The following is a 23,468-nucleotide window of genomic DNA, read 5'->3' on the forward strand; positions in this document are numbered from 1 at the left end:
CGACACAGAAACGGCCGCAGGTGGATGTTCTCGACCGGCGTCTCGTCGCCGCCCTGCAAGTCAGCCCGCGCGCCTCGTGGGGCGAGATCGGCAGGGCCGTGGGCGAGCACGAGCGCACGGTCGCCCGGCGGTTGCAGCGGCTGATCTCGGACGGGGTCGTCCGGGTCACGGCCATCTACGACGACCTGCGCACCGGGCACGGCCGCCCCGTGCACCTGCACGTCCAGGTACGCCCGGGGACTGCGGCACAGGTCGCCAAGGCGCTGGCCGACCGGCCGGACACGCGGTCGGTCTACTCCCTGACCGGCGCCGCGGACATCGGCTGCGAGCTGGTCTCCCCCTCGCGCGAGGACCTGCACCGCATCCTGTCCTCGCAGGTCTCCGACATCGACGGCGTCCTGCAGACGCAGACTCAAGTCGTGCTCCACACGTTCAGGACCGTGGCCGAGTGGCACGCTCCGTACCTCACCGAGCGGGAGGTCGCCGAGCTGCGGCCGGACCCGCTGCCGGAATGCCTGCCCGACGAGGACGGCCTGTCACCTCTGGAGCAGGAGATCGCCGAGCTGCTCACCGCCGACGGGCGGATCGCCTTCACCGCGGTCGCCGAGCGGCTGGACGTCTCCGTGCCGACCGCCCGCCGGCGGGTCACCTCGCTGATCGAGCGGCGGCTGCTGCTGCCGCGGGCGGAGGTGGAGCCCGCGCTGCTCGGCCTGGAGGTCGAGGCCATGTTGTGGCTGAAGGTCCGCCCCCACGGCCTGGACCTGGTCGGCCAGGAACTGGCTGCGCACCCGAACGTCCGTTACTGCGCCGCCACCACGGGCACGCATTCCCTCATCGTGCAGGTCGTGTCGGCGCACGAGGCGGACCTCTACCGGTTCATGACCGGCGTCGTCGGCCGGTTCGACGAGATCACCGACGTCGACCTCACCCTGATCACCCGCGCCTACAAGCGCGGCCACCTCCACAAGTCCGGACTGCTCACGTTGGACCACCGTTGGGAGAAAACGCCATGACACCCGCCGAACTGGAAGTCGCCGACCTGTGCGTCGAGCTGATCCGCGCCGACAGCAGCAACTACGGGGACGGCAGCGGCCCCGGCGAGCGGGCCGCGGCCGAGGTCGTCATGGCCAGGCTGTCCGAGGTCGGGATCGAGTCCACCTACATCGAGAGCGAGCCGGGCCGCGGCAACGTGATCACCCGCATCGAGGGCGCCGACCCGTCGCTGCCCGCCCTGCTCGTGCACGGCCACCTGGACGTCGTGCCGGCCAACGCCGCCGACTGGTCGGTGGACCCGTTCGCGGGTGAGGTACGAGACGGCTACATCTGGGGCCGCGGCGCCGTGGACATGAAGGACATGGACGCGATGATGCTGGCCGTGCTGCGCCGCTTCAAGCGCGAAGGGCTCAGGCCGCGGCGTGACATGGTCTTCGCCTGGGTGGCCGACGAGGAGGCCGGCGGCGTGTACGGCGCCAAATACCTCACCGCCCACCACCCCGAGCTGTTCGAGGGCGTCACCGAGGCGATCAGCGAGGTCGGCGGCTACTCCCTGGAGGTGGACCCGTCCCTGCGGCTCTACCTGATCGAGACCGCCCAGAAGGGCCTGGCCTGGATGAAGCTGATCGCCGACGGCACGGCCGGCCACGGCTCGATGCTGAACGCCGACAACGCCGTCACCGAGGTCGCCAGGGCCGTGGCCAGGATCGGCGAGCACGACTGGCCGCTGACCTACACCCCCACCGTCCGCCAGTTCCTCACCGAGGTCGCCGACGCGTTCGGGCTCCCGTTCGACGAGGACGACCCGCAGCCCGTCCTGGACAGGATCGGGCCGCTGGTCCGCTTCGTCGGCGCCACGCTGCGCAACACCACGAACCCGACCCAGCTCGGCGCCGGCTACAAGTCGAACGTCATCCCCGGCCAGGCCACGGCCGTGGTCGACGGGCGGTTCCTGCCGGGGTTCGAGGAGGAGTTCTTCAAGACCGTGGACGGGCTGCTCGGGCCGAAGGTGCGGCGCGAGTTCATCCACCACGACATCGCGCTGGAGACCTCGTTCGACGGCGCCCTCGTGGAGTCGATGATCGCGGCGCTCAAGGCCGAGGACCCGTCGGCGCGGGCGATCCCGTACTGCATGTCGGGCGGCACCGACAACAAGACGTTCTTCGCGGACCTGGGGGTGCGCGGGTTCGGGTTCGTACCGCTGCGGCTCCCGGCGGACATGGACTTCGCCTCGATGTTCCACGGGGTGGACGAGCGGGTGCCGGTCGACGCGCTGCAGTTCGGGGTGCGGGTTCTGGACAGGCTCCTCCTAAACTACTGAGATGTGAGCAAAGACGCATACACCCTGGCCGGCGAGTCCGCCGCGGCGCTGCGCAGCGCCTCCGGGCTCGACACCTTCGAGGTGGCACTTGTCATGGGGTCGGGGTGGGTGCCCGCCGCCGACGCGATCGGCGAGACGGTGAGCGAGATCCCGTTCACCGACCTGCCGGGCTTCCGCGCCCCGGCCGTGGCGGGGCACGGCGGCAAGATCCGCGTCGTACGCACCTCGACCGGCCGGCACGCGCTGATCTTCCTCGGGCGTACCCACCTGTACGAGGGGCTCGGGGTGGACGCGGTCGTGCACGGCGTCCGCACGGCGGCCTCGGCCGGGGTACGCACGATCGTGCTCACCAACGCGGCCGGCGGCCTGCGGCCCGAGACGCAGAACGTCGGCGACCCCGTCCTGATCAGCGACCACATCAACCTGACCGGGGCCAACCCGATCACCGGCACCACGTTCATCGACCTCACCGAGGTCTACTCGCGCCGCCTGCGCGCGCTGGTCCGCGAGATCGACCCGACCCTGGCCGAGGGCGTCTACGTGGCCTTCCGCGGCCCCACGTACGAGACACCGGCCGAGATCCGCATGCTCCGCACGCTGGGCGGCGACATGGTCGGCATGTCCACCGTCCTGGAGGCCATCGCCGCCCGCGAGGCGAACCTGGAGGTGCTCGGCATCTCCCTGGTCACCAACCCGGGCGCGGGCCTGTCCGGCGAGCCGCTCAACCACGAGGAGGTCCTGGAGGTGGGCCGGGCCACGGCCGCCCGCATGGGCGTGCTGCTGGCCAAGGTGGTGGACCGGCTGTGAGCCTGCTGCGGGAGGCGAACGAGTGGCTGGCGCAGGACCCCGACCCCGACACCCGGGCCGAGCTCTCCGGCCTGATCGAGCGCGAGGACCTGGCGGCCGTCCAGGAGCGCTTCGGGGCCAAGCTGGAGTTCGGCACGGCGGGGTTGCGCGGCGAGCTCGGCGCGGGCCCCAACCGGATGAACCGGGTGACCGTCATGCGTGCCGCCGCCGGCCTGGCCAAGGTGCTCGGGCCGGGCAAGCACGTCATCATCGGCTACGACGCCCGGCACAAGTCGGACGTGTTCGCCCGCGACACCGCGGCGGTGCTGACGGGAGCCGGGCTGCACGCGTCCCTGCTGCCGGGTCCGCTGCCCACGCCCGTGCTCGCCTTCGCCGTGCGGCACCTCGGCGCGGACGCCGGGGTGACGGTCACCGCCAGCCACAACCCGCCGCGCGACAACGGCTACAAGGTCTACTGGGGCGACGGCTCCCAGATCGTGCCGCCGCTGGACGCCGAGATCTCGGCCGCCATCGACGCCGTGGGCCGGGTGGACGAGCTGCCGCTGAACGGTCCCGGCACCCTGACGGAGCTGGGCGAGGGCATCGTCGACGACTACATCGACGCCGTGACGTCCCTGCCCCTGGGCGAGGACCGCGATCTGCGCGTGGCCTACACCCCACTGCACGGGGTCGGCGCGGCCGTCCTGACCGGCGCCTTCCTGGCCGCCGGCTTCGAGAGCCCGGTGGCGGTCGAGGAGCAGCGCGACCCCGACCCCGACTTCCCCACGGTCTCCTTCCCCAACCCGGAGGAGCCGGGGGCGATGGACCTGGCTACCGCCCTGGCCGCCAAGCTGGACGCGGACCTGGTCCTGGCCAACGACCCCGACGCCGACCGGTGCGCGGTGGGCGTGCCGCTGCCCGGCGGCGGCGTACGCATGCTGACCGGCGACGAGGTCGGCGGCCTGCTCGCCGAGCACGTGATCACGCACACCACCGGCGACCGCATGGTGTCCACCACCATCGTCTCCTCCACCCTGCTCGGCAAGATCGCCCGCGCGCACGGCGTCCGGTACGGCGAGACGCTGACCGGCTTCAAGTGGATCATCAAGGCCGGTCCCGGGCTGGTGTTCGGCTACGAGGAGGCCATCGGCTACAGCGTCGGGTCCGACGCGGGCCTGCCGGTCAGGGACAAGGACGGGATCGGGGCGGCGCTGACGGTGGCGGGCATCGCGGCGGCGGCCAAGCGCGACGGCCGTACGCTGCTGGACCTCCTGGACGACCAGGCCCGGCGTTACGGGCTGCACGCGACCTCGCAGCTCTCGTTCCGGGTGGCCGACCTGTCGCAGATCGCCGCCGCCATGTCCGGGCTGCGCGCCGACCCGCCCGCGACGCTCGGGGGCCTTGCGGTGGAGCGGGCCGACGACCTGACGAAGGGCGACGGGGGCCTGCCGCCGACCGACGGGCTGCGCTACCGCCTGTCGAGGGACGCCCGCGTGGTCGTACGTCCCTCCGGCACGGAGCCCAAGCTGAAGTGCTACCTCGAGGTCGTCGTCCCGGTGACGGGCACGCCGACCGAGGCCAGGAGCCGCGCGGAGAAGCAGCTCGACGCCTTGAGAGCGGATCTGGCGGCGCGGCTGGCACTCTAGTGGGGTGGAGACGTTCGAGGACTTCATGGCCCGGATCGGGCCGGACCCGGCGGTGACGGGGGTGGTGCTGAGCGGCTCCCAGGCCCGCGAAGGCACCGCCACCGCCCACTCCGACCACGACGTCTACCTGATCGTCGCCGAGGGGGTGGCGTACGAGCCCCGTCGGGACGAGCTGGTGGACGCGGTGGTCATGACGCTGGAGCAGTTCCGGGGCCACGCGCTCCCCGGCTCCGGCACCGAGTGGAACCGGTACGCCTTCGCCTACGCCAAGGTCCTGAAGGACACCGGCGACGGCCTGATCGCCTCCCTGGTGACCGCCAAGGCCACGCTCACGCCCGGCGAGGCCGACGCGGTGGGGCGGGAGGCGTTGGGCGTGTTCCTCAACAGCGCGTACCGGTGCCTGAAGAACGGCCGTGACGGCAACCGCGTCGGTGTCCTGCTGGACGGGGCGGAGACCGTTCCTTCCTACCTGGCTTACGTGTTCGCGCTGCACGGGCGGGTGCGGCCGTACAACAAGTACCTGGAGTGGGAGCTGCGCCACCATCCGCTGGGCCCGGCGTCGTGGAGTGCCGGGGAACTGCTGCCCCGGCTGGAGGCGGCCCTGTCCGCCGAAGCCCCGGCGGCCGTGCGGGTGCTGCTGAACGACCTGGAGCCGTACGCGCGGGCGGCCGGGCACGGGGACGTGCTGGATTCCTGGGGAGAGGATCTTGCGTTCATGCGGGGCGCGTGAGCCCACGAGCTGTTGTTCCCTGCGTGCCGCCATCCCGGACCCGACCTCGGCACTGACCGTCCGTCCGGCCGTCCAAGGAGCGACCTGATCGGCGCGGACAAGGAGCCCGTCGCGAAGACGATCACGATGGTCGGATCCGTGAAGTGGCGCAGCGGCTGCGACGTGCCCGGCCGGTGGCAGGTGGCGGATCGGGCAGCGGGACGTGGGTGCAGGTCCCGCTGCCCGAGGGGTCAGGCCAGGCGGAACTGCAGGTCGGTGTCCCAGTTGTTCATGTCGGGCTCGACCATCGGGTTCGTGTTGTAGAGCTCCAGACGGCAGCCCCAGTGCTCCACGCCGTCCTTGTCGGTCATGTCCCACTCCAGGCCCTGCTCGCCGGCCCACTTCAGCAGGGACTCGATGACGCCGGCGAGCTGGTCGAGGTGGCCGTGGTGGGAGACGGCGACATAGCGGCCGGCGGGCAGTGTGCCGGGGAGGATGTCGCCCTCGCCCTCCACCGGCGTGGCGACCGGCACCCCGGCCTCCACAACCAACCGGTCGTTGGCCATGTCAATGCTGTGGTACCTCAGGAACGGCGCCCCCGCGGGGGCGATGCCGCGCTCGGCCAGCCAGCCGATGATCTCACCGATGCGGTCCCCGACGAGGCCGAAGGTGGTCATGGTGATGGCACGGCGCACCCCGGCGTACGGACGTTCAGGGAATTCGACGATCTGTGGCATGTTGTGTTTCCTCCTTCATCCCTCAGTACGGAGCGCGGGCTCGAAACTCATCGGCAGCCCGAACAACGGGAACAACCCGGGATCGAGATAAGTGGTCTCCCCCACGATCAGCCCCCCGGCCACCTCCATGACGACCAGGGCGAACGGCTCCCCGTTGAGATACTGCCCGAAGGCCGGGCAGCCGTTGGCCCGCGTCGGCAGCAGGCGGGACCCGGCGCAGGGCGCGTCCGAGGCGAGCAGGACCGCCCGGATGTCCGCGCGCCCCCGCAACCACCACGTGAACGGCGGCATGGACGACGTCGCGTCCTCGTGCAGCAGCGACACCAGCGTGTCCACGTCGTAGCGCTCGAACGCCGACACGTACCGGGCCAGCAGCCCCTCGTCCACCTCGGCGTCGAGCGGGGCCGTCGCCGGGAGCCGGGTCCGCGCGCGTTGCAGGGCGCTGTTGACCGAGGTGACCGTGGTGGCCAACAGGTCGGCGGTCTCGGCGGCGCTCCATTTCAGCACGTCGCGGAGGATGAGGACGGCGCGCTGCCGGGGCGGCAGGTGCTGCAGGGCCGCCACGAACGCCAGGCGCACCGTCTCTCTGGAGACGGCCAGGTCGGCGGGGTCGAGGATGCGGGCGTCGGGCACGGGCTGGACCCAGCGGCTCTCCGGGAGCGGCACGCCCAGCTCGGCCCCGGGGACGGCGGCGGGGCCGAGGTCCATGGCGCGGGCGCGGCGCTGCGGGCCCCTGAGCATGTCGAGGCAGATGTTCGTGGCCAGGTGGAACAGCCACGGGCGCAGCGGCCCGCGGCCGGGGTCGTACGTGCGCCACGCCCTGACGAACGCCTCCTGCACCGCGTCCTCGGCCTCGAACCCGGAGCCGAGCATGCGGTAGCAGTAGCCGGTCAGCTCGGCCCGGTGCGCTTCCAGCTCCATGTCAGCTCACTTCGATCTGCAGTTCGGTGACCCACTCGTCCCGGTTGTCCGGGCAGTGCAGGGAGATCTCCCTGGCCAGGTCGCGGGAGCGGCGGCCGTTCTCCTCGATCCAGTGGGCCAGCGCCTGGAACGTCGGCCCCACGTCCTCCATCGGCCCGTGGTGGATGATCGTGGCGGCCGTCTCGATGGCGGGCAGGTCGACCACCTCGAAGTCGTGACTGCCGGGCGCCACGTTCACCGGCAGGCAGGCGTGCACCATGACCGAGCCGTCGGCCTCCTCCCGGTAGTGGGCGATGCCGGGCCCGGTGATCCGGACGCAGGCGTCCGCCACCCGCCGGCAGAGCTCCTCGAACAGGGGGCCGATGACCGGCCCGATGTCCTCGCCCTGGTAACTGGCCGCCCTGGCGGCGAGCTGGGCGACGCGGACGGGCTCGACCCGCTTCAGCACGACCTCCGCCGTCCGCATGTGCCCCTCCGTCTCGATCGTACGCAGCCGCGCCTCGACGCTCCGCAGCCTGGCCAGGTCGGCGCTGATCCGGGCCTCGAGCTCGGCGCGGCGCAGGCGCACCATGCCGTGCAGCTCCTCGGTGCTCACCTTCTCGTCGAGGATCGCCCTGACCTGCTCCAGCGTGAAGCCGAGGTCCTTGATCGCGACGATGCGGTTGAGCCGGGCGAGCTGTTCGGCCTGGTAGGAGCGGTATCCGGTGGCCGGGTCCACGTGCGCGGGGCGCAGCAGGCCGATGGCGTCGTAGTGGCGCAGCATACGTACGGACACCAGCCCCAGCCTGGCGAAGTCTCCAATGCTGAACATGTCCTCCCCAGGTCTAGGGCCTGACACCGTGTCAGGGTCAACCTATGGCGGTTTCTCATATCTTGGGGTATTTTCGTGTCAAAGCGGGCGACCGAACGTTCGGTAGGAGTCCATGACAAACGACGCCGGCGAGCGGATCAGGACGGCGGCGGTGCTGCTGTTCGCCCGCCAGGGCTACGCCGCCACGAGCATCAGAGACCTCGGCAAGGCGGTCAACATGACCAACGCCGGGATCTATCACCACGTCACCAGCAAGGAAGCCCTGCTGGCCGACCTCATGCGGGTGGCCCAGCGCGGGCTGATCGAGGCCACGGAGCGCATGCTGGCCCCGTACGAACGCCCCGCCGACCGCCTCTCCCTGCTCATCAGCTCGCTCACCGCCATCCACGCGCGCAACCCCATGACCACCCGCGTCATGGACGGCGAGCTGCGCTCCCTGACCCCCGGCTCCGCCGCCCACGACGAGATCATCGCCCTGCGCGACGCGTACGAGGCCCACTGGAAGGACGCGCTGGCCGGCGGGGTCGCCGAGAGCACGTTCCGCCTCGCCGACCAGCGGCTGACCCGGCTCGCCCTGATGTCCATGTGCACCGGCACCAGCGAGTGGTACCGCCCCGACGGGGACTCCACGCTGGAGCAGGTGTGCGCCGAGTTCGTCACGATCGGCCTGGCCGCCGTCCGCGCCCCGGCCCAGGTCGTCGCGACCGCCGATCTCTCCCTGCTGCCCGAATTCCCCTGGGAGCCGCCGGATGCACGACACGATCCCCGACTTGACGAGGCACGCCGCTAGCACGTACGGCGACCGCGAGTTCCTCCGCTTCCCCGACACCTCCCTGACCTTCGCCGCCGCCGACGAACGCTCCGACCGGCTGGCCGGAGCCCTGATCGACAAGGGCGTACGCCCGGGCGACCGAGTGGCGATCATGATGGACAACGTGCCCGGCTGGCCGCTGAGCTGGCTGGCGATCCTCAAGGCGGGCGCGATCACCGTGCCGGTGAACGTCCGCTACCGGGCCGCCGACCTGGAGCACGTCCTGCGCGACTCGGGCGCCGTGGCCACCGTCACGACCGCCGAGCACGCCCCGCACCTCCCCGGCACGGTGCACCTCCTGGACGCCCTGAAGAACGGAACCCTCCGCCCCACCGCACCGGCCAATCCCGATGATGTCGCGAATTTTCAGTACACGTCGGGCACCACGGGCTTCCCCAAAGCCTGCATGCTCACCCACGACTACTGGCTCAGGACCGCCCGGATCGCCGCCGACCAGGTACGCCTGCGCGACGACGACGTCTTCATGATCGCGCAGGCGTACTCGTACATGGACCCCCAGTGGGTCACCCTCCTCTGCCTCCTCGGCGGCATCCCCCTCGTGGTGCTCCCCCGCTTCTCCGCCTCCGGCTTCTGGGCCTCGGCCAGGGAGCACGGGGCGACGCTGACGTACGTGCTGGGCACGATGCCCCTCCTGATGCACAAGCAGCCGCCCCACCCGCACGACCGCGACAACCGCATGCGCGTGGTGCTCTGCTCAGGCATCCAGCCGGACCTGCACCGCACGTTCGAGGAGCGCTGGGGCACCCCCTGGCGTGAGCTGTACGGCTCCACGGAGAGCGGCCCCGACCTGGTGGTGCCCATCGACGCGGAGGAGACGGTCGGCACCGGCGCCATGGGCCTGGCGCCGCCCGGCAAGGAGGTCGAGCTCGCTGCGGAGACCGGCGAGATCCTGGTCAGGGGCGTGCCCATGATGAAGGGCTACTGGAACCACCCGGAGGCCACCGCCCACGCCTTCAGGGACGGCTGGTACCACACGGGCGACCTGGGCTTCCGCGACTCACACGGCTACATCCACCACGCCGGGCGGATCAAGGACATGGTGCGCAGGGGCGGCGAGAACATCTCCTGCGCCGAGGTGGAGAGCGTGCTCGCCCGGCACCCGGCCGTCCTGTCGGCGGCTCTGGTGCCGATCCCGGACGAGCTGTTCGGCGAGCTGCCCAAGGCATTCCTCCAGCTCCGCCCCGGCCACGCCGCCACCCCCGAGACTGCGAACAGCGTGATCGAGCACGCCAGGGAGCGCCTGGCCCGCTTCAAGATCCCGGCGTACGTGGAGTTCGTCGAGGAGTTCCCGCTGACCCCGTCGGCCCGCGTCGAGAAGCGCCACCTCCTCCCTCCCGGACGCGACCAGCGCGCCGCCCCAGCCATCCAGGTCGACAAGGAGCAGAAATGATCGACGTGACCGTACGCGACGAGGTGGCCCTGATCACGCTCGCCCGCCCGGACAAGCTCAACGCCCTCACCGCCGCCATGCGCGCGGACCTGGCGGCGGCCATCCGCGAGCACGGCGGGAGCGCCAGGGGCATCGTGGTCACCGGCACCGGACGGGCGTTCTCGGCCGGCGAGGACATCCACCAGGCCGTCGGCCGGTCGCTGGTCGAGGAGGTGGAGCTCTTCCACGACATGACCAGGGCCGTGCTGGAGACGCGGGTGCCGGTGGTGGCCGCGGTCAACGGCCTGGCCGTGGGCGGCGCCGCCGAGTGGACGCTCTGCTTCGACACCCGCATCGGCACACCGGCGGCGGAGTATTTCCTCCCGGAGAACCACATCGGCCTGTCGATCTCGAACGCCGCCAGTTACCTGCTCCCCCGCCTGGTGGGCGCCAGGTCGCTGCGGCTGGTGCTCGACTCGACCCGCATGAGCGCCGAGGAGGCCGTGGCCGTCGGTCTGCTGGACGAGATCGTGGCCCCGGAGGAGCTGGTGGAGTCGGCGATCGCCCGCGTACACCACTGGACCGCCCCCGGCACGGCCACGGCCGTCCACCTCGCCCTGCTGCGCCCGCCGCTGGCGGAGGTCGAGCGGGCCTTCCAGGTGGAGACGGAGGCGGCCAAGCAGGTGGAGGCGTCGGGCATCGCCCAGGCCGGGATGTCGAGGTTCGTCAACAGGACTAGGGGATGACGACGGCCGCGAGAACCAGCGCCACCCCCACCACCAGCACCGCGATCGCGTCGTAGGACCAGGTCACCCGGGCCGGCGCCGCCTCGTCACCGCGGCGCCGGGCCGACTCGGCGCGCTCGCGGATCTGGTCGCCCACCCAGTCGGCGTGCGTCTTGCCCGCGAACGCCTCCGCCGCCGCCTGCTCGCCCTTCGTGAGCGTCGGCTCGGTCTTGAAGCGCCCCCGCTGCGGGGTGGAGGTGCCGCGCCGCTGCGCCTTGGCCCGCTCGCGCGCGCTGCTCATCGGCGTCCACAACCGCAGCACCTGCCCGTCGCCGTGGTGGATGTTGACGGAGTGGGACACCGTGACGTCCTCGATCGTGGCCCACGGCAGGAACGTGGTGCGGAACGGGTTGCGCCCCACCAGCCCCGCCTCCGTGAAGACGGTGGCGGGGCGCAGCGCGACCGTGTAGACCAGCGCCGTCAGCATCCCGAGGACGGCCAGCGCCACCAGCGACGCCTTGCCGCTGTAGCGGGCGGTCAGGTCCCAGACGTTGAGCGCGACGAAACCCAGCCACACCCAGCCCAGGACGAATGCGGTCCTGGAGCGGTAGACCTGCTTCACGGCTGCCACTTGATCTGCGCGAACCCCGGCTTGATCACGCCGTTGATCAGCGCCAGCCGCTCGTCGAACGGGATGAACGCCGACTTCATCGCGTTGACCGCGAACCACTGCAGGTCGTCCCAGCCGTAGCCGAACGCCTCGACCAGCTTGTGGAACTCCAGCGACGTGCTGGTCGAGCTCATCAGCCGGTTGTCGGTGTTGACCGTGACCCGGAAGTGCAGCCGCCGCAGCAGCCCGATGGGGTGCTCGGCGATCGACGCCGCGGCCCCGGTCTGCAGGTTGGAGGTGGGGCACATCTCCAGCGGGATCCGCTTGTCGCGGACGTACGCCGCCAGCCGCCCCAGCTTCGCGGACCCGTCGTCGGCCACGGAGATGTCGTCGATGATGCGCACGCCGTGGCCCAGCCGGTCGGCGCCGCACCACTGGATGGCCTGCCAGATCGACGGCAGCCCGAACGCCTCACCGGCGTGGATGGTGAAGTGGGCGTTCTCCCGCTGCAGGTATTCGAACGCGTCAAGATGCCTGGTGGGCGGGTAGCCGGCCTCGGCCCCCGCGATGTCGAACCCCACCACGCCGCCGTCGCGGTAGCGCACCGCGAGCTCGGCGATCTCCCTGGAGCGCGCCTGGTGCCGCATGGCCGTGAGCAGCGTGCCCACCCGGAGGCCGCGACCCGCCGAGCCCTGCCCGAACCCTTCGAGCACCGCCTCCACCACCTGGTCGAGGCTCAGCCCCAGGGTGGTGTGCTGCTCGGGCGCGAAGCGCACCTCGGCGTAGACGACGCCGTCGTCGGCCAGGTCTTCCGCGCACTCGGCGGCCACGCGCACGAGCGACTCGCGGGTCTGCATGACGGCGACCGTGTGGTCGAACGTCTCCAGGTAGCGTTCGAGCGACCCCGAGTCCGACGCCTCCTCGAACCACAGGCGCAGGTTGTCGGGATCGTGGGTGGGCAGCCGGCCGTAGTCGCTCTCCCGGGCCAGCTCGACGATCGTCTCGGCGCGGAGCCCGCCGTCGAGATGATCGTGCAGCAACACCTTGGGAGCCCGCCGGATCTGGTCAAGGGTGGGGCTCATCTGGCCATGATATGAGCCCCGTCCAGCCCTCCCGCCATGACGCGGCCCGGCTCCGCCGGCGAGGGCTCAATCCCGTCCGGCGCTCTCCGGCGAGAACGCGGGCAGGCACACGGCGATGTATTCGGCGCCCTCCGGCCCGACGCTGTAGCGGACCTTCTCGCCCGGCGACGTCACCACGGACTGCCCGGCATCGACGCGCGTGCTGCCCTCGGCGTGCTCCACGATCACCGTGCCGCGCAGGACCACGGTGTACTCGGCGAACGACGGCGTCTGCGCCGGCTCCTCCCAGCCCGGCGGGGCGGTCATGTGGGCGATGGAGATCTCCTCGTCGCCACTGCTGACGCGGCCCACGTGCTCGTCGATGAGCTTGCCGCCAGGCACGGGGATGCGGGCCGGGCCCTCGATCTTTCTCACCACGACGTCAGTGTGCCACGTCGAGGACCAGGCGGTTCGGCGAGCCCTGCTCCGTGACCTTGAACGGGGACTGCCGGGCCAGCACCAGGCCGATGCCGACGCGGCCCTCGAAGTCGCCGGTCCTGACGACATCGGTGAGGTTGTCCAGGCTCGCCGGGTAGACGGGGCCGCCGTGCCAGGTGGGCACGCCCTCGTCGTCGTGGGCGTTGGCGGGGAAGAGCGTGAGCTGCAGGTAGGCGCCGCCGCGCACGTCGATGGGCTTGCCCGAGCCGTCCTGGACGAGCTCGTCCACCCATCTCACGGTGTATCCGGGGATGCTGCCCTTCAGGTCCACGACCAGCCGGTCGTACGTGCCGTGGGCGGCGTATCGCACGGCCGTCACGACCGCGGGCTCGATGCCGTCGCGGTTGACCTCCACCTCGGCGGTGCTGGTCGGGGTGCCGGGCTCGGTGGCCGTTCCCGTCCCCGGCCCGGTTTCCGGGCCTGTTTCGGTCGCCGGAGGCGAGTCCGGCAGGGTGGCCTGCTGGGCGGTGCCGCAGGCGGTCAGCACGGCGAGGCAGGCGAGCGGGACGGCCGCGCGGGCGCGCGACGGCCGGCCGCGGCGGTGCGGGGATGACGGGCGCATGCCCGGTAGATGCCCAGCCCACGGGCCTGCAAGCGGTGTGGCGGCGGATCGGTACGGGGTTTCGCGGCCCTTCCATCGGACCGCGGGTGACCTCTACCCTGATCAGTCCACAAGGAGTCATATACGTGATCAAATCGAACGATTTATCGATTTTTCTGGCTAATTACGGGCCTTCGTTCGCCCGCACCGCGTACCTGCTGACCGGCGACCCGGACCGCGCCCGCGACCTGGCGATCGAGTCGCTGGTCACGGTCTGCCGCCGCTGGTCCTCGGTCCGCTGGAACCACCCGGCGCACGCGGTGCTGCGCGAGCTGTACGGCCGCTACCTGTCCGTACGGGTGCCGGCGCCGCGGGAGCCCGGGGCATACCTGCTCGGCGACCTGCCGCCGAAGGCCAGGGCCGCTGTCGTCGCGCGGTTCCACGACGGGCAGCCCCCGCACCAGGCGGCGGCGGTCACGGGCCTGTGGATCGCGGTCCTGGACAAGGAGCTCCACCAGGCCCGCGCCCACCTCCAGGCCACCCACCCCGACCTCTTCCCCACCGCACCCTCACCGCCCACCACGGAGCCGGACCCGAGCCCCGCCACCGAGACCGCCGGGGACCCGGCCCCTGGCGCACCCCACCAGGACCCGTGGACCGCCCCCTGGGACACCATCGGCACCGCCTCATCCCCTTCTTGGACGGCCCCGGCGCAACCATGGGAAACCCCGGCGGTACCACCCCCACCTGACGACCCGGCCCTGCGCGCCGCCCTGATCGCCACCGCCTCCGAGCTGACGACCACGCACACGAACGTCTCGGAGCCGGTCCTGACCCGCCTCACCCGCCGCCGCAGGATCCGCGTGGCCACGTGGACGACGGTGTCCCTGGGGACGGTGGGCGCGTTCGTCGCCCTGGTGGCGGTGGGCGTGAACGCCATGGTGAGCAACATCGAGCAGCAGGTCACGGGCGGCCAGGCCTCCCCCTACTCGAGCTTCGAGGCACAGGAGGAGCAGATCCCCGACCCGCTGCCCGCCAAGCTGGACGACCCGGTCGAGTACGCCACCACCGGCTACTGCCGCTCGGGCGGCACCAACCAGAAGGACCCGCTGCCCTGCGCCCAGTGGCGGCTGACGACCGCGTCGGGGGACGAATGGCGGCTCCCGGGCGCCCGTGCGGGCTACGACGCGGACACCGGCGCCACGATGTCGCTGGCCCTCAGCCAGGACGGCCACCGCGCCGCCTACCGCAGGTCCGACGGCTCGTACGTGGTGCGGGACCTCCGTACGGGCGTCGTCAAGGTGATCGACGTAACGGACGAGCGGGCCACCCCGCACTTCAGGTCCTCCCCGAGCGGCCGCTACTTCTCCATCTACTTCGAGGACGGCGGCGGCGCGACGCTGGACTTCGACACCGGCGTCACGCACTACGAGTTCGGCGAGCGGATCCAGATCCTCGCGGTGTCCGACGACGGCACCAGGGTGGTCGGCGAGAAGGAGGACGTCACCAAGGTCCCCGGCCACGCCTCGATCACCGAGCTCACGCTGAACGGCCCGGAGGGCCTCGACGGCGGCTACCGCGTCGACCCCGGCCTCCTGGAGCACGGCGGCGCGCTCTCCCCGGACGGTCGCCGGCTGGCCCTGGTGGCGGAGGACACGGAGCTCGTCGTCATGGACGCCCGCACGGGCCGCCTCACCGGCACCCGCGCGGACCTGGGCGAGTACGAGGTGGTGCAGGTCGAACGCTGGCTCGGCACCGACGAGGTCCTCATCCGCCAGTGGGAGGACGACGAGTACACGCTCCTGGTCAAGGTCGACGTGCGGTCGGGCACCACCACGGACGTCACGGACGAGGCGGTACTGGAGGAGCTGTACTACGACGACCCGCTCGGCCTCTTCCAGGAATGAGCGAAAGGCCCCGCCACCCCCCGGCGAGGCCCTTCCGTGTCCACGACCAGACGGTCGTCCACGATCAGACGGTCTCGTAGACCTGCGCCTTGTCCTCCCCCGGAGCCACCGCCGCCTTGCGGGCCCGCAGCCCGGTCGCCGAGATCGCCAGCCCGACGAGGGCCAGCACCAGCGACACCACGATCGCCGCGCGCAGCGAGCCGATGGAGAGCGTCTCGCCGCCGCCCGAGGTGAGCACGGCGGTCACCACGGCCAGCACGATCGCGCCGCCCACCTGCCCGGAGGTGTTGAGCAGGCCGGAGGCCAGCCCCTGCTCGTCGTCGTCCACGCCGTTGGTGGCCTGGATGTTCAGGGAGGGGAACGAGAGCGCGAACGCGATGCCCAGCAGGATCATGCCGGGGATGACCATGCCGCCCAGGCTGGGCGTGCGGTCGATGCCCAGGAACACGGCGTACCCGCCGGCCAGCGCGGCGGCGCCGATCACGATCAGCTTGCCGGTGCCGAACCGGTCCGCGAAGTCGCCCATCTTGGTCGAGGTGAGAGCGACGAGCAGGCCGGCGGGCAGGAACGCCATGGCGGTGCCGAGGGCGGACCAGCCCAGCAGGTTCTGGAAGTACTGCATGGCCACGAACTGGAAGGCCACGTACGAGCCCATGAGGATGAGCAGCCCCAGGTTGGCGCGCACGATGTGGCCGGAGCGCAGGATGCCGAGCCGCACCAGCGGGTGCCGCATCCTCAGCTCCGCGAAGACGAACAGGCCGAGCAGCACCGCCACGCCCACGAGCGAGCCGATCGTCTGCACCGAGGCCCAGCCGGCCTCGGGCGCCTGCACGACCGTGAACACCAGCAGCAACATCGACGCGGTGATGGTCACGGCGCCGATCAGGTCGTGACCGCCCTCGGCCCGCTCCTCCCGGCCCCGCGGCAGGACCTTCAGCGCGGCGATCAGCGCGATGATCGCGACGGGCACCGGCATGAGCAGCGTCCACCGCCAGCCGATCTCGGTCAGCAAGCCGGACAGCACGAGGCCGAGGGAGTAGCCGCTCGCGCCGCAGGCGGTGAAGATGCTCAACGCCTTGTTGCGCTCCGGCCCCTCAGGAAAAGTCGTCGTAATGATCGACAAGGCGGCAGGTGCGGTGAACGCGGCGGCCACACCCTTGATGAACCGGGCCGCGATCAGCAGCCCGCCATCGTCCACCAAACCACCGAACAACGACGCAACGGCGAAGACGCCCAGAGCGACCAGGAACACCCTGCGCCGCCCGAGCAGGTCGGCGGTCCTGCCCCCGAGCAACAGAAGACCGCCGTAGCCGAGCACGTAGCCGCTGACCACCCACTGCAGAGAAGACGTGGTAAGGCCCAGATCGTGCTGGATGGCGGGCAGGGCGACACCGACCATCGAGACGTCAAGGGCGTCAAGGAATATCACTGCGCAGAGCACGGCGAGCGCGCCCCAACGGGATGAGGAAGAGGACATGGGTCAGAACAATACATGCACTCGCATCTAATGCAAGCGCATTTAATGTCGTTGCATGAGTTTTCCCGAAGTGGTAACCTCCGCGACATGGACGAGCAGTTCGTGGTGGAGACCTGGCACTACGTCCTTGCCAAGCACGCCAAGGCGATGTGCGCGCTGGAGCGCGAGCTGGGCGATCGGCACGGTCTGGGGCCCAGCGAGTTCGAGGTTCTGGACCGGATCGTCCATCACCATCGGAAGCTCCGCATCCAGGAGCTGTGCGACGAGGTCCACCTGAGCCAGAGCGCGCTGTCGCGGGTCGTGGCGCGGCTGGAGAAGGCGGCGCTGGTGTCGCGCGGGGTCTGCGACGAGGACCGGCGGGGCGTGTTCGTGTGCATCACGGACGAGGGCCGCGCCCGCCACGCCGAGGCCCTGCCCACCCAACGGGCCGTGCTGTCCGAGATCTTCGCCGACGCCCCCGCCCTGACCCTCTGACTCGGCTTCCCCGCCGACCGTGGCCGGGGGTCCTTCCGGGAAGGGCCAAGGGCGCACAACCCCCGGTCCCGACCCATGGCCCACCGCCGAGCCACTTCCCCACCGACCATGGCCGGGGTCCTTTCGGCAAAAGGCGCAAGGCCGCCGCGCCCCGCGCCCCGCGCCCCGCGCCGGTGACCTTGGCCTGGCCCCTCTCGGCTCTCAAGGGACCCCCAGGCCGGTCGGCGGGTCCCGGGGACGCCTTCGCCCTCTCGTCCCCTCACTCCCCAGAACCAAAGGGACCCCAGCCCGGTCGGTGGGCTGGGGTCGCGAAGGGACCGGCAGGGGCTACGGGGCGGCGGTGATGCGGTCGATGATCAGCGGGAGCTGCTCCTCGCCGGCGTCACCCACCGCATACCCCCCGTCCAAAGCCTCAAGAGCCCGCTCGAACCGCCCCGTCTCATCCGCGTGCAGCGTCATCAACGGCTGCCCCGCCCGCACCAGATCCCCCGGCTTGGCGTGCAGCACCACCCCGGCCCCGAAGGACACCGGATCCTCCTTACGCGCCCGCCCGGCCCCGAGTCGCCAGGCGGCCAGCCCCACCGCGTACGCGTCCAGCCGGGTCAGCACCCCCGAGGACGGCACCTCCACGGTCATGGTCTCCGCCGCGCGAGGCAGCAGCGCGTCCGGGTCCCCGCCCTGCGCGGAGATCATCCGCCGCCAGGCGTCCATGGCCGAGCCGTCCTCCAGCGCCTTCTCCGGATCCTTCCCGGACGACACCCCGGCGGCCTCCAGCATCTCCCTGGCCAGCCGCACCGTCAGCTCCACCACGTCGGCGGGCCCGCCGCCGGCCAGCACCTCGACCGACTCCTCGACCTCCAGGGCGTTCCCCACGGCCCGCCCCAGCGGCCGGTCCATCGCCGTCATCAGCGCGACCGTCCGCACCCCGGCGTCGGTCCCGAGCGCGACCATGGTCTCGGCCAGTTCCCGGGCCATCGGGACCGTCTTCATGAACGCCCCGGAGCCCACCTTCACGTCGAGGACGAGCGACCCCGTCCCCTCGGCGATCTTCTTCGACATGATCGACGACGCGATGAGCGGGATCGACTCGACCGTGCCGGTGACGTCGCGCAGGGCGTACAGCTTCTTGTCGGCGGGAGCGAGGCCCGACCCGGCGGCGCACACCACGGCCCCCGCCGAGCGCAGCACCTGCAGCATTTCGGAATTGGACAGCGACGCCCGCCAGCCGGGGATCGACTCCAGCTTGTCCAGGGTGCCGCCGGTGTGCCCGAGGCCGCGTCCGGAGAGCTGCGGCACGTACGCCCCGCAGGCGGCCACGAGCGGCGCCAGCGGGAGCGTGATCTTGTCGCCGACCCCGCCCGTCGAGTGCTTGTCGGCGGTGGGCCGGTCGAGCTCGGACCAGTCCATGCGCTCACCGGAGCGGATCATGGCCTGCGTCCAGTCGGCGATCTCGCGCCGGTTCATGCCGTTCAGCAGGATCGCCATGGCCAGCGCGGACATCTGCTCGTCGGCCACGACGCCACCCGTGTACGCGTCGATCACCCAGTCGATCTGGGCCGTGGTCAGCTCGCCCCGGTCACGCTTGGCGCGGATGACCTCGATGGCGTCCATCAGGCGCTCCTGCTGAGGTCCTGCGGCCCGAACGCGTACGGCAGGATCTCGGCCATCCGCTTCGGCCCGTCCTCGGTCTCGACCAGCAGCTCCTCGCCGCCGAACTCGTACAGGAGCTGGCGGCAGCGGCCGCACGGCATCAGCAGCTCGCCATGGCCGTCCACGCAGGTGAAGGCCACCAGCCGGCCGCCGCCGGAGCTCTGCAGCGCCGAGACGAGGCCGCACTCGGCGCACAGGCCCAGGCCGTAGGAGGCGTTCTCGACGTTGCACCCGGTGACGATCCGCCCGTCATCGACCAGCGCCGCCGCCCCCACCGGAAATTTCGAGTACGGCGCGTACGCGTTCCGCATGGCCTCCGCGGCCTCGTCCCGCAGGCCGTTCCAGTCGATGTTCAATGTTGTTCCCCCCGGCGATAGCGCACGCCGTCGGCCTTGGGCATCCGCAGGCGCTGCGAGGCGACCAGGAGCACGAGCAGCGTGAGCACGTGTGGCGTGATGAAGACGAACTCTCTCTCCAGCTTGTCGACGACCAGCCAGAGCCAGAACAGGACGACCGCGCCCAGCGCGGCGACGGCCATCAGGGTGTACTGCCTGGCGCGCCCGGCCACCAGCTCGACGGGCCGGTCGGGCGCCGTCAGGCGGCGGATCTGCAGCCCCAGGTAGATCAGCAGCAGCACTGCTCCGAACAGGAAGAACGAGGTGACCGCGCCTTCGCTGCGCAGGCGCAGACCTTCGGTGTACCCGAACAGCGCGGCGCCGACCGCGAGCCCGCCGGGCCGCCAGTTGCCGAAGATCATGGCGGCCAGGCCGATGAAGCCGCGCCCGGCCGTCTGGCCCTCGACGTACTTGTTGGAGACGAAGACCAGGAACACGCCGCCGAGCCCGGCGAAGGCGCCGGAGATGACGACCGCGAGGTACTTGATCCGGTAGACGTTCACGCCCAGCGACTCGGCCGCCCACGGGTTCTCGCCCGCCGAGCGCAACCGCAGGCCGAAGGACGTGTGCCAGAGCACGAAGAACGTCAGCGGCAGCAGCAGCACGGCCAGGATCACCAGCACGTTCACATTGTGCGTCAGCCCGCGCAGGATGCCGGCCACGTCGGACAGCAGGAACCAGTGGGTGCTCTCCAGCTTGCCGAGCAGGTCCGGACCGTCGGAGAGCAACGGCAGGCTGGGCTCCCACGTCTTCCCGGTGATGGCGGGCGAGGTGGTGATGCCCGCGCCCGCTTCGGAGGCCGGGGTGCCCTCCTTGTAGAGCACCTCGGACAGGAAGCGGGTGATGCCGGGGCCGAGCAGGTTGATGGCGACGCCGCTGATGATGTGGTCGACGCCGAACGACACGGTCGCGATCGCGTGCAGCAGCCCGCCGAGCGCGCCGCCGAGCAGCCCGGCGGCCAGCGCGGCCACAGGGCCCCACTGGTATCCGGCCCAGCCCGCGAACCAGGTGCCGAGCACCATCATGCCTTCGAGGCCGATGTTGACCACGCCGGCCCGCTCGGCCCACAGGCCGCCGAGACCGGCCAGGCCGATCGGCACCGCCAGCAGCAGGCCGGCGGCGAACGTGCCGGAGGAGGTGATGTCGTTCTGGCCGGACACCATCCGCACCAGCGACATCAGCAGGATGAGCGCCGCGACGCCGATGAGCGCCACGTGGTATTTGCCGACCCGGGTCATGCTGTCACCTCAACCGGAGTGTTCCTGCCGAGCTGCTGGGCCGCCCGCCGCTCTTCGAGTCTCAGCGCGAACCGGTTCGTCACCTCGTTGGCCACGACGACCAGCAGGACGATGGCGCCCTGGATGATCGTGACGACGGAGGCGGGGATGTCCGCGAACTGCAGCGCGCCCTGCGCCCGGTCCAGGAACGCGAACAGCAGCGCGGCGATCGCGATGCCGACGGGCTTGTTCCGGCCGAGCAGCGCCACCGCGATGCCCAGGAAGCCCAGGCCGGCGGTGAAGTTGGAGTTGAAGGCACCCCGGGAGCCGAGGATCTCGGGCAGGCCGATGAGGCCGGCGATCGCGCCGGACATCACCATCGCCGAGATCACCATGGTCTTCGGGTTGACGCCCGAGGCGAGCGCGGCGGGGCCGTTGAGCCCGCTGGCCTTGACGTTGAAGCCGAAGCGGGTGCGCTCCAGCACCAGCCAGACCACCACGCCGAGCACGACGGCCACGAGGAGGAAGCCCCAGAGACCGCCTTCGCGGGTGGGCCGCACCAGCCCGAACCAGTCGAACACGAAGTTCAGGTCGGGGAACATGGCCGAGTCGGGAAGCTTCGGCGTGGTCGTGGAGAGGTCGCCCTCGGCGCGCTGGCCGGCGAAGGGGCCGCGGACGAGGAAGGCCGCCAGGTTGATCGCGATGAAGTTCAGCATGATCGTGGCGATGACCTCGTTCACCCCCCTGGTCACCTTCATGACGGCGGGGATGAGCGCGTACAGGCCACCGACCAGCGCCGCGACCACGATGATCACCGGGATCTGGATCCAGGCCGGCGCGGTGAAGGTGGAGCCGACATAGGCCGCGCAGATGGCCGCGATCCGGTACTGGCCCTCGACGCCGATGTTGAAGAGGTTCATGCGGAAGCCGACGGCCACCGCCAGACCGGCGATGAACAGCGGCACCGCCCGGTTGAGGAGCGTGGCGATGGAGTTGGACTCCGCCCGCGCGGTCTCCCCGAAGTTGAAGAAGGCGCCCAGGGCGTCCAGCGGGCTCCCGCCCGCGACGACGATCGCCACGCTGCAGATCGCGATCGCCAGGAGGATGGCGATGACGGCGCCGGCGACGGTGAGCAGCGCCCGGTTGAGCCCGGCGGGCATCACGTCTCCTCAGTACCGGCGATGGCGCCGGTCATGTAGCCGCCCAGCCGCTCGGGCGTGATGTCGGAAGGATCGAGCGCGGCAACGAGCCGCCCACGGTAGATGACCTGGATCGAGTCGGACAGGCCGATCAGCTCGTCGAGGTCGGCGGAGATGAGCAGCACCGCCAGCCCGGCGGCGCGGGCGTTGCGCAGGTGGTCCCAGATCGCGGCCTGGGCGCCGACGTCCACGCCGCGCGTGGGGTGGGCGGCGATGAGGAACGCGGGCTCGCCGCTCATCTCGCGGCCCACGATCAGCTTCTGCTGATTGCCGCCCGACAGGGCCAGGGCCAGGGTCTCGACGCCGGGGGTGCGTACGTCGTAGTCCTTGACGATGCGCTCGGTGTCGGCCCTCGAGGCCCGCCGGTCGACCCAGATGCCGTTGCGCGCGGGCTTCCTGGTCTGGTGCCCCAGCACGCGGTTCTCCCACAGAGACGCCTCCAGGAGCAGGCCCTGGCGGTGGCGGTCCTCCGGGATGTAGCCGATGCCGGACTCGCGGCGCTTGAGCGTGGACCAGGCGCTGATGTCCCGGCCGTCCAGCTCGATGCCGCCGTGCGCCGGGCGGATGCCCATGATGGCCTCGATCAGCTCGGACTGGCCGTTGCCCTCGACACCGGCGATACCGAGGATCTCGCCCTTGTGGATCTCGAACGACACGTCGTCGAGGAGCAGGCGCTTGCCGTCCTCGCGCAGCTTGGCCACGTACGTGCCGACCGGGGTGCCCTTCGGCGCCGGGTGGTGGCCGTCGGCCTCCATCGTGAGGTGCGAGACCTGCAGCGCGACCGTGTCGGTCACGGTGGACTCGCGGGTCTCGGGCGTGGGCAGCTCGCTGCCCACCATCAGCTCGGCCAGCCGGCGGGCGGTGACCTGGCTGGGTTCGACGCTCGCGACGGTGGTGCCGCGCCGGATGACGGTGATCGCGTCGGCGATGTCGAGCACCTCGTCGAGCTTGTGCGAGATGAAGATGACCGTCAGGCCCTCGGCCTTGAGCTCGCGCAGGTTCTGGAAGAGCTCCTCGACCTCCTGCGGCACCAGCACGGCCGTCGGCTCGTCGAGGATGAGGATGCGGGCGCCCCGGTAGAGGACCTTGAGGATCTCCACGCGCTGGCGGTCGCCGACGCCGAGGTCCTCCACCAGCTTGTCGGGATCGACCCGCAGGCCGTGGGTGGCGGCCAGGTCGGTGATGCGCCTGCGCGCCGCGGCCATGTCGAGCACGCCGGCCGTCGTGGGCTCGGCCCCGAGGACGATGTTCTCGAGCACCGTGAAGTTGTCGGCGAGCATGAAGTGCTGGTGCACCATGCCGATCCCGACCGCGATGGCGTCGCTCGGCGTGCGGAAGCTGACCTCCGTGCCGTTGATCCTGATGGTGCCCTCGTCCGGCTTCTGCATGCCGTACAGGATCTTCATCAGGGTCGACTTGCCCGCGCCGTTCTCCCCTACGATGGCGTGCACCGTGCCGGGCTGGACGGTGATGCGGATGTCGTGGTTCGCGACGACACCGGGGAAACGCTTGGTGATGCCCTCCAGCTCTACGGCGGGTTTCACCGTGGCCAAGGTGTCAGCACTCATTTGCCTCTCCTACAGGGGGGC

General features: G+C 71.2%; 23 protein-coding genes. 10 read left to right on the forward strand and 13 right to left on the reverse strand.

Features of this window, described 5'->3' with window-relative positions; translation table 11 throughout:
* The first annotated feature begins 20 nt into the window (after window positions 1–20).
* Genes AB0J69_RS03890 through AB0J69_RS03910 form a run of 5 tightly spaced genes read left to right on the forward strand, consistent with a single transcriptional unit; the run spans window position 21 to window position 5,476 of the window.
* Entirely contained in the window at window positions 21–1,013 is a 993-nt protein-coding gene (locus tag AB0J69_RS03890) for an Lrp/AsnC family transcriptional regulator (protein WP_364112578.1), read from the forward strand.
* Window positions 1,010–2,314 (forward strand): M20/M25/M40 family metallo-hydrolase, encoded by a 1,305-nt coding sequence (locus tag AB0J69_RS03895; protein WP_364112580.1) that lies wholly within the window; start codon window positions 1,010–1,012, stop codon window positions 2,312–2,314. Before AB0J69_RS03890 ends, AB0J69_RS03895 begins: the two co-directional genes overlap by 4 nt.
* 3 nt (window positions 2,315–2,317) lie before the next feature.
* Window positions 2,318–3,121 (forward strand): purine-nucleoside phosphorylase, encoded by an 804-nt coding sequence (locus AB0J69_RS03900; RefSeq protein WP_364112582.1) that lies wholly within the window; start codon window positions 2,318–2,320, stop codon window positions 3,119–3,121.
* A complete protein-coding gene (locus AB0J69_RS03905) occupies window positions 3,118–4,746 on the forward strand; it encodes a phospho-sugar mutase (RefSeq protein ID WP_364112584.1) in 1,629 nt (542 codons plus the stop codon). The genes AB0J69_RS03900 and AB0J69_RS03905 overlap by 4 nt, the downstream gene beginning before the upstream one ends.
* Window positions 4,747–4,750: 4 nt before the next feature.
* A complete protein-coding gene (locus AB0J69_RS03910; protein ID WP_364112586.1) occupies window positions 4,751–5,476 on the forward strand; it encodes a hypothetical protein in 726 nt (241 codons plus the stop codon).
* A 230-nt stretch (window positions 5,477–5,706) separates the two neighbouring features.
* Here AB0J69_RS03910 and AB0J69_RS03915 read toward each other — a convergent pair whose 3' ends face one another.
* The 3 genes from AB0J69_RS03915 to AB0J69_RS03925 are packed head-to-tail and all read right to left on the reverse strand — an operon-like array spanning window position 5,707 to window position 7,924.
* A complete protein-coding gene (locus tag AB0J69_RS03915) occupies window positions 5,707–6,192 on the reverse strand; it encodes a GyrI-like domain-containing protein (protein WP_364112588.1) in 486 nt (161 codons plus the stop codon).
* Window positions 6,193–6,207: 15 nt separating this feature from the next.
* Window positions 6,208–7,113 carry a sigma-70 family RNA polymerase sigma factor gene (locus AB0J69_RS03920; RefSeq protein ID WP_364112590.1) on the reverse strand — a complete coding sequence of 302 codons (906 nt, stop codon included), beginning with the start codon at window positions 7,111–7,113 and terminating at the stop codon, window positions 6,208–6,210.
* A gap of 1 nt (window position 7,114) precedes the next feature.
* A complete protein-coding gene (locus AB0J69_RS03925; RefSeq protein ID WP_364112592.1) occupies window positions 7,115–7,924 on the reverse strand; it encodes a MerR family transcriptional regulator in 810 nt (269 codons plus the stop codon).
* Window positions 7,925–8,036: 112 nt separating this feature from the next.
* Here AB0J69_RS03925 and AB0J69_RS03930 point away from each other — a divergent pair, with 112 nt between their 5' ends.
* The 3 genes from AB0J69_RS03930 to AB0J69_RS03940 are packed head-to-tail and all read left to right on the forward strand — an operon-like array spanning window position 8,037 to window position 10,871.
* Window positions 8,037–8,714 (forward strand): TetR/AcrR family transcriptional regulator, encoded by a 678-nt coding sequence (locus tag AB0J69_RS03930; protein ID WP_364112594.1) that lies wholly within the window; start codon window positions 8,037–8,039, stop codon window positions 8,712–8,714.
* Window positions 8,695–10,146 carry an AMP-binding protein gene (locus AB0J69_RS03935; protein WP_364112596.1) on the forward strand — a complete coding sequence of 484 codons (1,452 nt, stop codon included), beginning with the start codon at window positions 8,695–8,697 and terminating at the stop codon, window positions 10,144–10,146. Before AB0J69_RS03930 ends, AB0J69_RS03935 begins: the two co-directional genes overlap by 20 nt.
* Window positions 10,143–10,871, forward strand: a complete 729-nt coding sequence (locus AB0J69_RS03940; protein ID WP_364112598.1) for an enoyl-CoA hydratase/isomerase family protein — start codon at window positions 10,143–10,145, stop codon at window positions 10,869–10,871. Before AB0J69_RS03935 ends, AB0J69_RS03940 begins: the two co-directional genes overlap by 4 nt.
* Here AB0J69_RS03940 and AB0J69_RS03945 read toward each other — a convergent pair.
* The 4 genes from AB0J69_RS03945 to AB0J69_RS03960 all read right to left on the reverse strand — a co-directional run bounded on the left by AB0J69_RS03945 (window position 10,861) and on the right by AB0J69_RS03960 (window position 13,581).
* The gene (locus tag AB0J69_RS03945; RefSeq protein WP_364112600.1) at window positions 10,861–11,472 is read right to left on the reverse strand and encodes a PH domain-containing protein; all 612 of its coding nucleotides are present in this window, start codon (window positions 11,470–11,472) and stop codon (window positions 10,861–10,863) included. The genes AB0J69_RS03940 and AB0J69_RS03945 overlap by 11 nt on opposite strands.
* Window positions 11,469–12,542 carry an adenosine deaminase gene (locus tag AB0J69_RS03950; protein WP_364112602.1) on the reverse strand — a complete coding sequence of 358 codons (1,074 nt, stop codon included), beginning with the start codon at window positions 12,540–12,542 and terminating at the stop codon, window positions 11,469–11,471. Before AB0J69_RS03950 ends, AB0J69_RS03945 begins: the two co-directional genes overlap by 4 nt.
* Window positions 12,543–12,608: 66 nt before the next feature.
* Entirely contained in the window at window positions 12,609–12,959 is a 351-nt protein-coding gene (locus AB0J69_RS03955; protein ID WP_364112604.1) for a cupin, read from the reverse strand.
* A gap of 4 nt (window positions 12,960–12,963) precedes the next feature.
* Entirely contained in the window at window positions 12,964–13,581 is a 618-nt protein-coding gene (locus AB0J69_RS03960; protein WP_364112606.1) for a hypothetical protein, read from the reverse strand.
* Window positions 13,582–13,706: 125 nt separating this feature from the next.
* Here AB0J69_RS03960 and AB0J69_RS03965 point away from each other — a divergent pair, with 125 nt between their 5' ends.
* Complete coding sequence (locus AB0J69_RS03965) at window positions 13,707–15,467, forward strand: hypothetical protein (protein WP_364112608.1); 1,761 nt, start codon at window positions 13,707–13,709, stop codon at window positions 15,465–15,467.
* 64 nt (window positions 15,468–15,531) lie between these two features.
* Here the strand turns inward: AB0J69_RS03965 and AB0J69_RS03970 are convergent, their stop codons facing one another.
* Window positions 15,532–16,944, reverse strand: a complete 1,413-nt coding sequence (locus AB0J69_RS03970) for an MFS transporter (RefSeq protein ID WP_364112610.1) — start codon at window positions 16,942–16,944, stop codon at window positions 15,532–15,534.
* A gap of 87 nt (window positions 16,945–17,031) precedes the next feature.
* On the opposite strand from AB0J69_RS03970, the gene AB0J69_RS03975 reads away from it, so the two are divergent.
* Window positions 17,032–17,418, forward strand: a complete 387-nt coding sequence (locus AB0J69_RS03975; protein ID WP_364112612.1) for a MarR family transcriptional regulator — start codon at window positions 17,032–17,034, stop codon at window positions 17,416–17,418.
* A gap of 327 nt (window positions 17,419–17,745) precedes the next feature.
* Here AB0J69_RS03975 and AB0J69_RS03980 read toward each other — a convergent pair whose 3' ends face one another.
* The 5 genes from AB0J69_RS03980 to AB0J69_RS04000 are packed head-to-tail and all read right to left on the reverse strand — an operon-like array spanning window position 17,746 to window position 23,447.
* Window positions 17,746–19,029, reverse strand: a complete 1,284-nt coding sequence (locus tag AB0J69_RS03980; RefSeq protein WP_364112614.1) for a thymidine phosphorylase — start codon at window positions 19,027–19,029, stop codon at window positions 17,746–17,748.
* Window positions 19,029–19,424, reverse strand: coding sequence for a cytidine deaminase (locus tag AB0J69_RS03985; protein ID WP_364112616.1), 396 nt, complete (start codon window positions 19,422–19,424; stop codon window positions 19,029–19,031). Before AB0J69_RS03985 ends, AB0J69_RS03980 begins: the two co-directional genes overlap by 1 nt.
* Complete coding sequence (locus AB0J69_RS03990) at window positions 19,421–20,701, reverse strand: ABC transporter permease (RefSeq protein ID WP_364112618.1); 1,281 nt, start codon at window positions 20,699–20,701, stop codon at window positions 19,421–19,423. Before AB0J69_RS03990 ends, AB0J69_RS03985 begins: the two co-directional genes overlap by 4 nt.
* Window positions 20,698–21,840 carry an ABC transporter permease gene (locus AB0J69_RS03995; RefSeq protein ID WP_364112620.1) on the reverse strand — a complete coding sequence of 381 codons (1,143 nt, stop codon included), beginning with the start codon at window positions 21,838–21,840 and terminating at the stop codon, window positions 20,698–20,700. Before AB0J69_RS03995 ends, AB0J69_RS03990 begins: the two co-directional genes overlap by 4 nt.
* On the reverse strand, window positions 21,840–23,447 hold the full coding sequence (locus tag AB0J69_RS04000; protein WP_364112622.1) for an ABC transporter ATP-binding protein: 1,608 nt from the start codon (window positions 23,445–23,447) through the stop codon (window positions 21,840–21,842). Before AB0J69_RS04000 ends, AB0J69_RS03995 begins: the two co-directional genes overlap by 1 nt.
* Window positions 23,448–23,468 lie beyond the last annotated feature (21 nt).

It is taken from the genome of Nonomuraea sp. NPDC049709 (genome assembly GCF_040674815.1).
Taxonomy (GTDB): domain Bacteria; phylum Actinomycetota; class Actinomycetes; order Streptosporangiales; family Streptosporangiaceae; genus Nonomuraea.

Excerpts from the sequence above, each read along its gene's own strand:
- AB0J69_RS03975 (WP_364112612.1), top strand. The coding sequence starts at position 17,032 with ATGGACGAGCAGTTCGTGGTGGAGACCTGGCACTACGTCCTTGCCAAG.
- AB0J69_RS03950 (WP_364112602.1), bottom strand. The coding sequence starts at position 12,542 with ATGAGCCCCACCCTTGACCAGATCCGGCGGGCTCCCAAGGTGTTGCTG.
- AB0J69_RS03960 (WP_364112606.1), bottom strand. The coding sequence starts at position 13,581 with ATGCGCCCGTCATCCCCGCACCGCCGCGGCCGGCCGTCGCGCGCCCGC.
- AB0J69_RS03930 (WP_364112594.1), top strand. The coding sequence starts at position 8,037 with ATGACAAACGACGCCGGCGAGCGGATCAGGACGGCGGCGGTGCTGCTG.
- AB0J69_RS04000 (WP_364112622.1), bottom strand. The coding sequence starts at position 23,447 with ATGAGTGCTGACACCTTGGCCACGGTGAAACCCGCCGTAGAGCTGGAG.
- AB0J69_RS03970 (WP_364112610.1), bottom strand. The coding sequence starts at position 16,944 with ATGTCCTCTTCCTCATCCCGTTGGGGCGCGCTCGCCGTGCTCTGCGCA.
- AB0J69_RS03920 (WP_364112590.1), bottom strand. The coding sequence starts at position 7,113 with ATGGAGCTGGAAGCGCACCGGGCCGAGCTGACCGGCTACTGCTACCGC.
- AB0J69_RS03940 (WP_364112598.1), top strand. The coding sequence starts at position 10,143 with ATGATCGACGTGACCGTACGCGACGAGGTGGCCCTGATCACGCTCGCC.
- AB0J69_RS03980 (WP_364112614.1), bottom strand. The coding sequence starts at position 19,029 with ATGGACGCCATCGAGGTCATCCGCGCCAAGCGTGACCGGGGCGAGCTG.
- AB0J69_RS03995 (WP_364112620.1), bottom strand. The coding sequence starts at position 21,840 with ATGCCCGCCGGGCTCAACCGGGCGCTGCTCACCGTCGCCGGCGCCGTC.
- AB0J69_RS03990 (WP_364112618.1), bottom strand. The coding sequence starts at position 20,701 with ATGACCCGGGTCGGCAAATACCACGTGGCGCTCATCGGCGTCGCGGCG.
- AB0J69_RS03895 (WP_364112580.1), top strand. The coding sequence starts at position 1,010 with ATGACACCCGCCGAACTGGAAGTCGCCGACCTGTGCGTCGAGCTGATC.
- AB0J69_RS03915 (WP_364112588.1), bottom strand. The coding sequence starts at position 6,192 with ATGCCACAGATCGTCGAATTCCCTGAACGTCCGTACGCCGGGGTGCGC.
- AB0J69_RS03925 (WP_364112592.1), bottom strand. The coding sequence starts at position 7,924 with ATGTTCAGCATTGGAGACTTCGCCAGGCTGGGGCTGGTGTCCGTACGT.